Source organism: Lentzea sp. NPDC042327, from assembly GCF_040647275.1.
Lineage (GTDB): Bacteria > Actinomycetota > Actinomycetes > Mycobacteriales > Pseudonocardiaceae > Lentzea.
In genome coordinates this window covers 334,846-347,950 of sequence record NZ_JBEZBX010000002.1, presented here as the reverse complement: position 1 = coordinate 347,950, position 13,105 = coordinate 334,846, and the positions used below count along the sequence as shown (strand labels likewise).

Genomic DNA, 13,105 nt, shown 5'->3' with positions numbered 1-13,105 from the left:
GACTGCCGTCGTCTCGGACCACCCCGTTGGGATCTGAGTCTTCAAGTTCATCCACGCTAGTCGGCGGAAGGCCCGCCTCGCAGCAGCGGTGTGAACCGATTCTGTGAGATGGGACCGGCATCACATCCGCGATGCAGGTTTCTAGCGCGGCTCCCCCACGGTAGTCCGGTTCGGCGCTTTATCCACCCAACGCGGCGGTGAGTTCGCTCGCAAAGGGCGGCTCGGCGCCCGCACGCGAACATGTGATCGCGGCGGCCGCACCGGCGTAGGTCAACGCGCTGGTCCACTCCTCCGCGGACAGCGCGCGGACCTTCTCGGCGGACAACGCGTCGTGGTCGTGCAGCCACGCGATCAGGGCGCCTTGCACGGTGTCGCCGGCACCGATGGTGTCGACGACGTCGACCTCCACCGGCGGCACGTCGACCCGGTCCGTGGCGGTGATCACGGAGAGACCGTCACCACCCCTGGTGAGCACGACGGCGGCGGGTCCCTGTGAAATCCAGGTGCGTGCGATCTCGATCACGTCGCCGTCCTCGGCGAGCCACTGAGCGTCCTCGACGGACACCTTCAGCAGCCCGACATCGGGCAGCCACGACGTGAACCGCGTGCGGTAGGCGCCCGGATCGTCGATCAGGCCTGCCCGGATGTTGGGGTCGAGAACGGTCAGCAGCCGCTTGCTCTCCCGCCGCAGCACCGTCTCGTAGACGCTCGCACCGGGTTCCAGGACGAGGCTCAGCGTGCCGAACGACACGGCCTTCACGCCCTCCGGCAGCGGGCCGGGGTCCTCGACGAGCCGGTCGGCCGTGCCGTCGACGTAGAACGAGTAGCGCGCGCTGCCGTCGTCCGCGAGACCGACGACCGCGAGGGTGGTGTTCTCCTGCCCGCGCTGGACGAGGTCCGTGCCCACGTTCGACGCGTGCAGCCGTTTCACGAGCTGCTCGCCGAAGTGATCGGCCGACACCCGCGACAGGAAACCCGTCGGCACACCGAGCCGCCCGAGCGCGACGGCGACGTTGTACGGGCCGCCCCCCAGCTTGGGCGCGAGCGGCGCCAGCTCGTCGTCCCCCACCGGCACCATGTCGACCAGTGCCTCACCAGCAACCACGATCACAGCGTCCTACTCCCTCTGGCCGGCCCCGGTCCTCTGCAGACCATCCAACAGCAGTTCCCCCAGTGCGGTGAACGCCTCGGCATCCGAAACACCCGCCCGTTTCGTGAGGACCCCCGTCTGGATGCTCTCGATGAGCAGACCGGCCATCTCGGCGAACAACGTGGCGTGCACCTCGCGGAACACGTGCAGCTCGACGCCGTCCTGGATGAACGCCTTGATGCGCTCGGCGGCGGCACGGGCGTTGCGCTCGTAGGTGGCGCGCGTGGGCGGGAAGTCGGACACGTCGGCGATGAACGCGGCCGAGGCCCTGTTCAGCTCCTCCGCGGCGGCAGCGAGGTAGCTGCCGATGCGTTTGCGCACGTCGTGGAGGCCCGCGATGCGCTTCTCGATGCGTTCGGCCGCGCCTTTGAAGTACCGGCCGACGACCCGCACGGCGAGCTGTTCCTTGCTGCCGGCGAGCGCGTAGAGGGTGGATTTCGAGCAGTGCAGCCTGCCCGCGATGTCGTCCAGCGTGAGGTGACCGAAGCCCTCGTCGAGGAAGAGGACCTCCAACCGGGAGAGCAGCTCGGCCTGCCGCTGCGTGAGAGCCCGCGTCATGTGACGACCTTGCCACACTGACTGGCAGGTGTACTGCGGTACGTCCTACAGTACAGCTACCAGTACACACCGGAGGTCGACGATGCCCGCCGAGCGGCTGCTCCCCACCCAAGAGGCCGAAGACCTGATCGCGCTGGTCAAGGAGATCGCGCGGGACGAGCTGAAGCCGCACGCGGCGGACGCGGAGGAGAACGAGAAGTTCCCCCGCGAGGCGTTCCGGCTGCTGGGCCGCAGCGGTCTGCTGGGCCTGCCGTACCCCGAGGAGTTCGGTGGCGGCGCGCAGCCCTACGAGGTGTACCTGCAGGCGCTGGAGGAGGTCGCCTCCGCGTGGATGACGGTCGCCGTCGGCCTCTCCGTGCACGTGATGTCCTGCTACGGCCTGGCCACGTTCGGCACCCGCGAGCAGCAGGACCGCTGGTTGCCGGAGATGCTCGAAGGCGAGCTGCTCGGCGGTTACGCGCTGTCGGAGACGCAGGCAGGGTCCGACCCGGCCGCGATGTCGACCCGCGCGGTGCGCCAGGGCTCGGAGTACGTCGTGAACGGCACCAAGGCGTGGATCACGCACGCCGGCGCCGCCGACTTCTACACGCTGATGGCCCGCACGTCCCCCGACGCCGGCCGCGGCATCTCCTGCTTCCTGGCCCCCGGTGAGGCGCCCGGTCTGTCCGCCGCGCCCGCCGAGCGCAAGATGGGTCTCACCGGTTCGATCACCGCGCAGCTGTCGTTCGACGGCGTGCGCTTCGGCACCGACCGCCTGATCGGCGCCGAGGGCGACGGCCTGAAGATCGCTCTGTCCGCTTTGGACTCCGGCCGGCTCGGCATCGCGGCCTGCGCGGTCGGCCTGGCCCAGGCGGCACTGGACGAGGCGGTGGCGTACGCCAAGTCCCGCACCCAGTTCGGCCGCCCGATCATCGAGTTCCAGGGCCTGGAGTTCCTGCTCGCCGACATGGCCGCCGCCGTCGAGTCGGCGCGGGCGACGTACCTGATGGCCGCCCGCCGCCGCGACGCCGGTCTGCCGTTCCGCCAGCAGGCGTCGATCGCCAAGCTCGTCGCCACGGACGCGGCGATGAAGGTGACGACCGACGCCGTGCAGGTCCTCGGCGGCGCCGGCTACACCCGCGACTTCCCGGTCGAGCGCTACATGCGCGAGGCCAAGGTGCTGCAGATCTTCGAGGGCACCAACCAGATCCAGCGCCTCGTGATCGGCCGCGGCCTGCGTTAGCCCTGGTTCTCCCGGTAGAAGGGATCGGCGACGGTCCCTTCGCCCTTGCGCTCGTCGAACGCGTAGACCTCGCGTCCCTGGATGTAGACGTGCAGCGCGCGGCTCATCACGTCGAGCGGGTCCCCCGACCAGATGACGACGTCACCGTCGAGACCGGGCTTGAGCGCCCCGACCCGGTCGTCCAGCCCCATGATCCGCGCGGGGTTGGTGGTGATCGACCGCAGCGCGACGTCGCTGTCGAGCCCCTCCTTCACCGCCAGCGTGGCCTGGTGCACCAGGAAGTGGATGGGGATGACGGGGTGGTCGGTCGTGATGGCGAGCTCGACCCCGGCCCGCGCGAGGATGCCCGGGTTGCGCAGCCCGCGGTTGCGCAGCTCCACTTTGGACCGGGTGGTGAACAGCGGACCGATGATCACGGGGATCTGCTTCTCGGCGATGAGGTCCGCGATCAGGTGGCCTTCGGTGCCGTGGTTGAGGATCAGCCGGTAGCCGAACTCGTCCGCCAGCCGGATGGCCGTGGCGATGTCGTCGGCCCGGTGCGCGTGCTGGCACCACGGCAGCTCGCCGGTGAGCACCTTGCCGAGGACCTCCAGCGTGGTGTTGCGGTCGAACGCCTTGCCGTCCGCTTCCGCCTCCGCCTTCTTCGCCAGGTAGTCCTGCGCCCTGGTGAGCTCGTCGCGGATGACCGCCGCGACCCCCTGCCGCGTGGACGGCAGCTTCCCCTTGTCGCCGTAGACCCGCTTCGGGTTCTCCCCGAGCGCGCTCTTCACGCTGACCGGTTCCTTGACGAGCATCTCGTCGACCGTGCGCCCCCAGCACTTGATCGCGACCGTCTGCCCGCCGATGGGGTTGCCCGACCCCGGCTTGATCACCGCGGTGGTGACACCCCCGCTGAGCGCGTCGGCGAACCCGATGTCGGCGGGGTTGATCGCGTCGAGCGCCCGCATCCGCGCCCCGACGGGGTCGGTCATCTCGTTGGTGTCCTGCCCGGCCCACCCCTCGGCCTCCTCGTGGACGCCGATGTGCCCGTGCGCCTCGACGAAGCCCGGCAACACCCAGGCCCCGTCCGCGTCGACGACCCGCACCCCGTCCGGGATGTCGACGTCGGCGCCGACGGCGACGATCTTCCCGTCCTGGATCAGAACAGTGCCGCCTTCGACGGGCTCCCCGTCGACCGGCACGACGTAGCCCCCGGTGATCGCGATGTTCATGGTTAGCAACGCTAACGGTTGGACGCCGCTCGGGCCAGTCCGCCCTCGTGGCTCGCTCCCGCTTTGCTTGCGTTTCGCGTGCAGTGACCTGATCGGGTGAAGGTTGTCCTGATTTGCACGCCTGGGCGTCTGTTGGGATGTCCGGATGCAGGTGGTTCGTTCGCCCGCAGACAAGGAAGCGCGGGAGGGGCGCACGGCACGTTGTCGGGGATCGCGTCGAGGGGTGGAGGTGAGGGTGCGATGGAAGGAGGGGGTTGGGGCGCGCTGGGGAGGCGCGTCGGGGGGTGCGTGGGGATCGGGTGGGGAGCCGTGGCGGGGGTGCGCGGGACTCGCGGCCGGGGAACGGGCTGGGGTGCGCCGGGGGATGGTGGGGTGAGGGGCCAGGCGTGAGCCGCACGGCGGGAGCCGCCGGGTAAGAGCCGCATAGCGGGAAGCGTCAGGGGATCGGCTTGTGATCGAGCCGGAGGCGAGGCGTGAAGGGCTTTCCTCGGGCGGTTCCGCGGTGGGTGGCTTCCCCGTCTAGCGCTCCGATCGTCCTGCCCAGGTCTGGCGCGCTCCGAAGCGCTCGACGGGGAAGACGCACACCGCAACGCAACCGGCAGCCGCACAAAGCAACAGGCGTGTCATCAACCTGCGAACGGCGCCGGCGGCTTCTTCGGGAGTGCCGGGGTCTGGGGCGGAGCCCCAGGAACAGCCACCCTCAGCGAGTCACAGCGGCCGAATCCCCCACCGAGCCCCCCAGGACTCCCCCGGAGCCACCCAGATCAAATCCACCCCGGAGTTCAACGCATCCGGCGGACAGGTCATCGGCTCAACGGCCACCGCCCGTCCCCGCCCCGGATAGGCCTCCGGCGTGTACACCTGCACCCACCGGAAGTCCGGATCGGCCCACAGCTCGACCCCCCAGCCGTCACCGGCGAGCGAGTGCCGCACCAGCCCGTCGCGGCCCGGTTCGCAGCCGCCGAACGGCGTGTCGAGCTGGACCCCGGCCAGTGGGCGGCCGGCGCGGAAGTCGTAGGAGGTTCCCTCGACGGGTACGGCGGGGCCGGAGGGCACCATCCGCTCGAGGTCCAGGGGGAGGACCGTCGTGGCCGCCAGGGTGAGCGTGCAGGAGTCCGTGGAAGCGTTCCCAGCGCGGGGGTAGGGGTGGGTGCCGACGCCGAAGGGGGTGGCGAGCTCGCCGACGTTCGTCACGTGGTGGGCGATGGTCAGGCCGTTGTCGTCCAAGGCGTAGGAGATGGTGGTGCGCAGGGCCGCGGGCCAGCCGGGCTGGGGGTCGATGACCGTTTCGAGGGTCACCAGGGAGCCGGTGTGTTCGAGGACGGACCAGGGGCGGCGGCGGACCAGGCCGTGGATGGCGTTGCCGCGGGCCGGTTCGGTGACCTCCAGGTGCTGGACCTCGCCGTCGAGGGTCCAGCAGGCGCCGGCTGTGCGGTTGGGCCAGGGCACGAGGACTGCGCCGGCGGACATCGGTGGTTTCTCGTCCGGGCCGAACGTCTCCACGTACGGGACGCCGTTCACCTCGAAGGACCGCAGGCCCGCGCCTACAGTCGTGATCACAGCGGTGGCACCCTCGTACGAGATCCCCAACATGAGGCTGAAGCCTACGGGGCCAACGGAAGGAATTGCCCATGAAGGTCCATCACCTCAACTGCGGTTCGATGCGGCCGCCGCTGGTGCCCGGCGGGCTCGTGGCGCACTGCCTGCTGATCGAGGCCGACGACGGGCTGGTGCTGGTCGACACGGGCTTCGGCACGCACGAGGTGAAGGACCCGGCGCAGACCATCGACGGGCTCAGCCGGCGGTTGCTGCGGCCGCTGCTCGACGTCAACGAGACCGCGGTCAGCCAGGTCGAGAAGCGCGGGTTTCGGGCGAGCGACGTGCGGCACGTGCTGCTCACGCACCTCGACATGGACCACGCGGGTGGGCTGCGGGACTTCCCCGGTGCGACGGTGCACGTGCTCGACACCGAACTGGAGGCCGCGACCAACCCGCGCACGACCAAGGAGAAGATGCGGTTCCCGAAGGCGCAGCGCGAGGGGGTCACGTTCCGGACGCACCACGCGACCGGCGAGGAGTGGTTCGGGTTCGAGGCGGTCCGCGACATCCCGGGGCTGCCCGCGGACGTCCTCATCGTGCCGTTGGTCGGGCACACCCGCGGCCACAGCGGCATCGCGGTCAGGTCGGACGACGGCTGGCTGCTGCACGCCGGGGACGCCTACTTCTACCGCGGTGAGGTCGAGACGCCGCCGAGCAGCATCTTCGCGCTCAAGATGACCGCCAGGCAGACGGAGACGATCCGGGTGCAGCGGCTGTCCAATGTGGAGCGGTTGCGGGAGCTGAAGGCGACCGGTGAGGTCGAGGTGTTCTGCGCGCACGACCCGGTCGAGCTGGCCAGGCTGGGATGACGGCCGTCCGCGCGCTCGGGTGCGACAAAGGCAGCGGAACCGGTCGGGCGGGCCCGACCGGTTCCTCGTGCCGAACCGGTCACTTCGACAGGTTCTCCGGGCTGATGTCGACCTTGCCGTGCAGCACCCGGTTGATGCCCCAGAGCACCAGGCCGGCGAGCAGCAGGTAGCCGGCGATCTTGTAGTCGTCCCACGGCCGGCCGGACGTGAACGGCAGCGCCAGGTACGCGCAGGTGATGGCGCCCAGCACCGGCGCCCAGGTGGGTGCGCGGAAGTGCTTGTGCTCGGACTTCTCCTTGCGCAGCACCAGGCACGCGATGTTGACGATGGTGAAGACGACGAGCAGCAGCAACGAGGTCGTGCCGCCGAGCTTGCCGATGTCGGCCGTGGACACCAGGATCACCGCGATGCCGGTGGTGAAGACGATGGAGATCCACGGCGTGCGGCGGAACGGGTGCACGGCGCTGAAGAACTTCGGGATGATCTTCTCGTTGGCCATGCCGTAGAGCAGGCGGGACGCCATCAGCATGTTGATCAGCGCCGAGTTGATGACGGCGAGCAGGCCGATGAGGGCGAAGACCCACAGCGGGAAGCCGGGTGCGCCGACGGTGACGACCTTCAGCAACGCGCCGGAGCCGGCTTTGGCGAGCTCGTCGGACGGGATCAGCAGCGACGACGTGATCGCGACCAGGACGTAGATCAGGGCGGCGATGCCCATGCCCCACAGCATCGCGCGCGGGAAGATCCGGACCGGGTCGCGGCACTCCTCCGCCATGTTCACCGAGTCCTCGAAGCCGACCATGGCGAAGAACGCGAGTGCCGTCGCCGAGGTGACCGCGAGCAGGACGTTGGAGCCGGACGGCGTGTGGATCTCGGTGAGCCGCGAGGGGTCGCCGTCGCCGACCATGACCGCGTAGGCGCCGATCGCGATGATGATGATCAGGCCGGACAGCTCGATGCAGGTCAGGACCACGTTGGCCTTGACGGACTCGGACACGCCGCGGAAGTTGATGATCGCGAGCGCCGCGATGAACACGATCGCGATGCCGGTGATGACCAGCGACTCCGGGCTGAGCGCGATGTCGAAGAACTCCACGAGCAGCTGCCGCAGGTAGGTGCGGCCGAACGCGAGGGCGGCGCTGGAGGCGGACGTGATGCCCGAGCACATGACCGCGAACGCGACCATGAACGTCAGGAAGTGGATCTTGAAGGCCTTGTTGGTGTAGAGCGCGGCGCCCGCGGCTCTCGGGTACTTCCCGACCAGCTCCAGGTAGCTGAACGCGGTCAGGAACGCGACGACGAACGCGAGCAGGAAGGGCAACCAGAGCGCGCCGCCGATCTTGCCGGCGACGTTGCCGGTCAGCGCGTAGATCCCGGTGCCGAGGATGTCGCCGACGACGAAGAACAACAGCAGCTTGGGCCCGATCGCCCGGTGCAGCCCCGGTTGTTCCGTTTGTGGAGTCGCTTCAGCCATGCCGTGGAATTGTGCCGGTTCGGTGTGACGACCAGCACTGATGACTGCTTTCCTCACCCGTATGGTGTAATCGACCGGACTCGTTCCGACCTGGGGGTGTCGCGATGAAGCGCGCGGTCCTGCTGATCTCGACCGCGGTGCTGGCGGCCTGTTCCTCCCCGCCGCCGGCCGCTCCGGGGCCCACCGCCGTGGTGCACGAGGACATCGCCTCGCTGGTGTCGGCGACCACCCGTGCCGTGTCGGAGAAGACCTCCTACCGCTTCACGGTGACCGCGCCGGTGGGCGGTGGCGCCGTCGCGTCGGCGTCGGGGGTCGTGCGGCTCACGGCGGGTGACGGCGCGGACGTCGAGGCCACGACCGAGCGACCGGTGCAGACCGGTGGGGCGCCGCAGAAGCTGCACTACGTGTCCACGAGCGAGGACAACGCGTACGTCGAGCTGCCCCCGGTGTTCGGGCTGCCCGCGGACAAGCCGTGGGTGAAGCTCACCCGCGCCGACACCGACGAGTTCACGGACACCATGCTGGGCTTCTACGACCTGGTCCACCAGGAGGCCGTGTTCACCCGGTACCACCTGCCGATCATCGCGGCCGGCGGTGTGGTGCGGTTGTCCGGCCAGTTCGGCGACCGCACGCTGTACACGGTGGACATCGACCACCGGAAGGCCTACGACGCGCTGCCGGACGGTTTCCTGAAGAACGAGGTCAAGATCGCTCTCGACCAGGGCGTGCAGGCGTCGGTCGCCGAGCTGGACTTCGACCGGGCCGGTCTGCCGACCCGGTTGAAGGTCTCCCGGCAGTTCGGCCAGGCGACGATCGTCGACGACGCCAGGTTCACCGACTGGGGCACGTCGGCGCGGGTCGTGGACCCGGTGCCGGCCGTGGTCAGCCAGCGGAACTGACGCGGTAGCGCCAGATCGCGGGCAGCAGCAGCACCGCGACGACGGTCGCCACGACCACCAGCACGCCGCCGGCCGTGACCGCCGCGGCCGTGCCGAACGCCGCACCGCCCGTGCCGTGCAGCAGGTCGGCGATCCGCGGGCCGCCCGCCACGACGACGATGAACACGCCCTGCATGCGGCCGCGCATCTCGTCCGTGGCCGCCGATTGCAGGATCGCGCCGCGGAACGCCATCGACACCATGTCCGCCGCGCCCGCCAACGCGAGGAACGCCGCCGCCACCCACAGGTTGCCGGAGAGCCCGAACCCGGCGATGGCCACGCCCCAGGCGACCACCGACACGGTGACCGCGACGCCGTGCCTGCCGACGTTCGCGATCCACCCGGACGTCAGCCCGCACAGCACGGCACCGATCGGGATGGCGGCGAACAGCACGCCGAGGGCGAACCCACCGCCGGGCGGGTCGCCGAACGTGTGCTGCGCCATCTCCGGGAACAGCGCCCGCGGCATGCCGAACACCATCGCGATGATGTCCAGCAGCATCGACGCGAGCAGCACCTTCTGCGCCCACAGGTAGACGAAGCCGGCCAGCACGTCCTTCAGCCCGGCCCGCCGCACCACGCCGTCGAGCGGGGGCATCGGCGGCAGCTTCCACACCGCGTAGACGGTGACGACGAGCGCGATCGCGTCCACGAGGTACAGCGTGGGCAGTCCGACGACGGGCATCAGGGCGCCGGCGAGCAACGGCCCGAGCACGGCGCCGAACTGCATGACCGTCGAGCCGAGCGCGCCCGCCGACGGCAGCAGCTCCGCCGGCACGAGCCGGGCGATGGAGGCCGACCGGGCGGGCGCGTTGGCCGCGAAGAACACCTGTTGCAGGCCGAGCAGCGCGATGACGAGCCACACTGATCGGACGTCGAGCGCGGCCTGCACCCACAGCAGCACGGAGGAGACCGCGATGCCGGTGTTGGTGACGAGCAGCAGCTTGCGCCGGTCGACGGTGTCCGCGATCGCGCCGCCCCACAGCCCGAAGACCAGCAGCGGCACCAGCGCCACGCCCGCGGCGATGCCGACCCACGCGGACGAGCCGGTGAGGTCGTAGACCTGCTTGGGCACGGCGACGGCGGTGAGCTGGGAGCCCACCGCCGTGACGATCGTGGAGAGCCACAACCGGCGGTACGCGACGATCTTCAACGGTCGCGTGTCGATCACGAACGTCGAGCGCGCGCTTCTCCCCACAGTGGCCACTTCGTTAGCCTATGACAACTAACAAGCACTTCACGTGAGGTGTCACCAAGACCACTCGTCAGAGGCGGACCGGGTACACCGGCTCCGGCACCTTCGGACTGATCCGGCCCTCGACGAAGATCCCGTGCCAGATCATGAAGCACAGCACGGACCACAGCTGGCGCGACCGGTCGAACTGCTCCGACCTATGCTCGGCCAGCAGGTCGAGCACGGCGTTCTTGTCGAGCAGGTGGCCGGTCTGCGAGTCGGCGATGATCCCACGCGCCCAGTCGTACATCTCGGCGCGCAGCCAGTGCCGGATCGGCACCGGGAAGCCCAGCTTCGGCCGGTTCAGCACGTGCGGAGGGATGATCTTGGCCAGCGCCTTGCGCAGCGCGTACTTGGTCGTGCCCTCGGTGAGCTTTTGCTCCAGCGGCACCTCGGCGGCCACCCGGAAGACCTCGGGGTCGAGGAACGGCACCCGCAGCTCGATCGAGTTGGCCATGGTCACCTTGTCGGCCTTGACCAGGATGTCGCCGCGCAGCCACGTGAACAGGTCGATGTGCTGCATGCGCGCGACCGGGTCCCAGCCCTCCGACTCGCGGTACCAGGGCGCGGTCACGTCCTGGAAGCCGACGCCCTCGACGTAGCCGGGGAACACGGCGCGGACCTGCGCGTCGCTGAAGTTGCGGGCGTTGCCGTAGTAGCGCTCCTCCAGCCGCAGCGAGCCGCGCCGCAGCAGGTCCTTGCCCCGCACACCCTCCGGAATGGACTTCGACACCGCGCCCATCAGCTTGCGCACACCGCCGGGCACCTTCTCGAACGGCGACAGCGACAGCGGCTCGTGGTAGATCACGTACCCGCCGAACAGCTCGTCCGCGCCCTCGCCGGACAGCACCGCCTTGACGTACTTGCGGGCCTCCCGCGCGATGAACCACAGCGGCACCAGCGCCGGGTCCGCGACCGGGTCGTCGAGGTACCAGAGGATCAGCGGCAGCTCGTTCATCATCTCGTCCGGCGACACCGTGCGGACCACGTGCCGCACGCCGATGGCCGCCGCCGTCTCGGCCGCGACGTCCACCTCCGAGTAGCCCTGGCGGTCGAAGCCGCTGGTGAACGCGATGAGGTTCGGGTTGTGCAGCTTCGCGAGCGTCGCCGTGGCCGTCGAGTCGATGCCGCCGGACAGGAACGCGCCGACCGTGACGTCCGGGTCGGAGATCATGTGCTTGGCCACCGAGTCGCGCATGACCTCGGCGATCCGCTCGTGCAGTGCCTCGGCCTCGTGCTCGCCGTTGACCGGCCGCGGCGCGAACACCGGCTTGAAGTACCGGTTGAACAGGACCGGCCCGCCCGGCGTGACGCGGAACGAGGTGCCGGACTCGACGCGGCGAATCGCCCTGTGCAGCGACTCGGGCTCCGGCACGTACTGCAGGACCAGGTAGTGCTGCAGCGCGGTCTGGTCGAGCTCCTGGCTGATGCCGAGGGTGCCGGTGAGCTGCAGCAGGCTCTTCTTCTCCGACGAGAACGCCACCCCGCCGGGCCCGGACGCCCAGTACAGCGGCTTGATGCCGAACGGGTCGCGCGCGCCGAAGACCACCCGCTCCTGCGCGTCCCAGATCATGAACGCGAACATGCCGCGCAGCCGCTTGACCGAGTCGGCGCCCAGGTAGTGGTAGGCGGCGACGATCGACTCGCCGTCGCCCTGGGTGCGGAACTGCGCGCCGAACCGCAGGGCCAGCTCGGCCCGCAGCTCCTTGTAGTTGTAGATCTCGCCGTTGAAGTTCAGCGTGTACCGCGCCGGGTTCTCCGGCGGGCCCCAGACCAGCGGCTGGTGCGAGTGGTCGAGGTCGATGAAGCCGAGCCGGTTGAACCCGTAGACGACCTCCGCGTCGGCCCAGGTGTCGCTCTCGTCAGGACCGCGGTGCCGCTGGCAGCGCAGTGCGGCGGCCACTGAGCCGCGCGCCGAGCCGGCGCCGGCTTCGGTGGGGCAGATGAGTCCGAGCACTCCGCACACGTGAAGTCACACCTCGTAGTTCGCTGTGGCTGAGCGCCCAGTATGCCGAGGGGTGGTTTGGGCGCTTAGGTCAGCCTGAGGACGTGTGAGGCCGCCACCAGGTTCCGCGACAGTGTGTCAAGGCCATGCGAAAGGGCGCCTCCCGCCCACAGGAGACGCCCCCTCGCGAAAGCCTCGCGCCGCGGACTACGGCGCTACTCGCTCGACCTGCCAGCCGTCGCGGCCCAGGCGGAACCGCAGCCGGTCGTGCATCCGGTCGCGGCGGCCCTGCCAGAACTCGACCTCCTCCGGCCGGACCCGCCAGCCGCCCCAGTGCGGGGGGACCGGGATCTGCTCGGTGTCGGCGAACTGCCGCTCGATCTTGTGCAGCGCCGAGTCCAAAGTGGAACGGCCGGCCACCACGCGCGACTGCGGCGAGGCCCAGGCACCGATCTGCGACCCGCGCGGCCGCGAGTTCCAGTACTCGGCGGTCTCGACGGGCCCGACCTTCTCGACCGTGCCGCGGACGTGCGCCTGGCGCTGCATCGCGAACCACGGGAACGTGGCGGAGGCGTAGCGGGTCGCCATCAGGTCGTGCGACTTGTTCGAGGTGTAGTTGGTGAAGAACACCACGCCGCGCTCGTCGAGGCCCTTGAGCAGCACCGTGCGCGAGGACGGGCGGCCCTGCGTGTCGGTGGTCGCGAGGACCATGGCGTTCGGTTCCGCCAGACCGGCGCGGGAAGCGTGGTCGAGCCACAGCTGGAGCTGTTCGTGCCAGGTGGCGGCAAGCTCCGACTCGGCGAGCGAGCCCTGCTCATAAGACACGCGCATCGCGGGCAGAGCGATGTTCGTGGTCTCCGTCATCGGCGAACCTCCCAGCACAGCGCAGAACTCGTGGTCCTTGGACCCGCGACCATACGCACGGCGACCCGATCCCGAAACCGCCTGCGCGGTGATGACCACCA

The 13,105-nt window shown here is 69.8% G+C and carries 11 protein-coding genes; 3 read left to right on the top strand and 8 right to left on the bottom strand.

Annotation, left to right across the window (positions count from 1 at the left end; genetic code table 11):
* Positions 1–178: 178 nt before the first annotated feature.
* Both AB0A63_RS05495 and AB0A63_RS05490 read right to left on the bottom strand, forming a co-directional pair.
* Positions 179–1,111, bottom strand: coding sequence for a carbohydrate kinase (locus tag AB0A63_RS05495; protein ID WP_360385645.1), 933 nt, complete (start codon positions 1,109–1,111; stop codon positions 179–181).
* A 6-nt stretch (positions 1,112–1,117) separates the two neighbouring features.
* Positions 1,118–1,708 carry a TetR/AcrR family transcriptional regulator gene (locus AB0A63_RS05490; RefSeq protein ID WP_360385643.1) on the bottom strand — a complete coding sequence of 197 codons (591 nt, stop codon included), beginning with the start codon at positions 1,706–1,708 and terminating at the stop codon, positions 1,118–1,120.
* Positions 1,709–1,790: 82 nt separating this feature from the next.
* Between AB0A63_RS05490 and AB0A63_RS05485 the strand changes: the two genes are divergently transcribed.
* Entirely contained in the window at positions 1,791–2,930 is a 1,140-nt protein-coding gene (locus tag AB0A63_RS05485) for an acyl-CoA dehydrogenase family protein (protein ID WP_360385641.1), read from the top strand.
* Here AB0A63_RS05485 and AB0A63_RS05480 read toward each other — a convergent pair.
* A complete protein-coding gene (locus AB0A63_RS05480; RefSeq protein ID WP_360385639.1) occupies positions 2,927–4,141 on the bottom strand; it encodes an amidohydrolase in 1,215 nt (404 codons plus the stop codon). The two genes, AB0A63_RS05485 and AB0A63_RS05480, sit on opposite strands and share 4 nt — an antisense overlap.
* Before the next feature lie 708 nt (positions 4,142–4,849).
* On the bottom strand, positions 4,850–5,734 hold the full coding sequence (locus tag AB0A63_RS05475) for an aldose 1-epimerase family protein (RefSeq protein ID WP_360385637.1): 885 nt from the start codon (positions 5,732–5,734) through the stop codon (positions 4,850–4,852).
* Between the two features lie 38 nt (positions 5,735–5,772).
* On the opposite strand from AB0A63_RS05475, the gene AB0A63_RS05470 reads away from it, so the two are divergent.
* Positions 5,773–6,549 carry an MBL fold metallo-hydrolase gene (locus AB0A63_RS05470; protein WP_360385635.1) on the top strand — a complete coding sequence of 259 codons (777 nt, stop codon included), beginning with the start codon at positions 5,773–5,775 and terminating at the stop codon, positions 6,547–6,549.
* Positions 6,550–6,628: 79 nt separating this feature from the next.
* Here AB0A63_RS05470 and AB0A63_RS05465 read toward each other — a convergent pair whose 3' ends face one another.
* Positions 6,629–8,023, bottom strand: coding sequence for an APC family permease (locus AB0A63_RS05465; RefSeq protein ID WP_360385633.1), 1,395 nt, complete (start codon positions 8,021–8,023; stop codon positions 6,629–6,631).
* A 104-nt stretch (positions 8,024–8,127) separates the two neighbouring features.
* On the opposite strand from AB0A63_RS05465, the gene AB0A63_RS05460 reads away from it, so the two are divergent.
* Positions 8,128–8,922, top strand: a complete 795-nt coding sequence (locus AB0A63_RS05460; protein WP_360385631.1) for a hypothetical protein — start codon at positions 8,128–8,130, stop codon at positions 8,920–8,922.
* Here the strand turns inward: AB0A63_RS05460 and AB0A63_RS05455 are convergent.
* From AB0A63_RS05455 to pdxH, 3 genes are all read right to left on the bottom strand, one after another.
* Positions 8,906–10,129, bottom strand: a complete 1,224-nt coding sequence (locus AB0A63_RS05455) for an MFS transporter (protein ID WP_360386639.1) — start codon at positions 10,127–10,129, stop codon at positions 8,906–8,908. The two genes, AB0A63_RS05460 and AB0A63_RS05455, sit on opposite strands and share 17 nt — an antisense overlap.
* Before the next feature lie 97 nt (positions 10,130–10,226).
* Positions 10,227–12,161 carry an asparagine synthase (glutamine-hydrolyzing) gene (gene asnB / locus AB0A63_RS05450; RefSeq protein ID WP_360385629.1) on the bottom strand — a complete coding sequence of 645 codons (1,935 nt, stop codon included), beginning with the start codon at positions 12,159–12,161 and terminating at the stop codon, positions 10,227–10,229.
* 186 nt (positions 12,162–12,347) lie between these two features.
* The gene (gene pdxH, locus AB0A63_RS05445; RefSeq protein ID WP_360385627.1) at positions 12,348–13,004 is read right to left on the bottom strand and encodes a pyridoxamine 5'-phosphate oxidase; all 657 of its coding nucleotides are present in this window, start codon (positions 13,002–13,004) and stop codon (positions 12,348–12,350) included.
* Between the last annotated feature and the right edge of the window lie 101 nt (positions 13,005–13,105).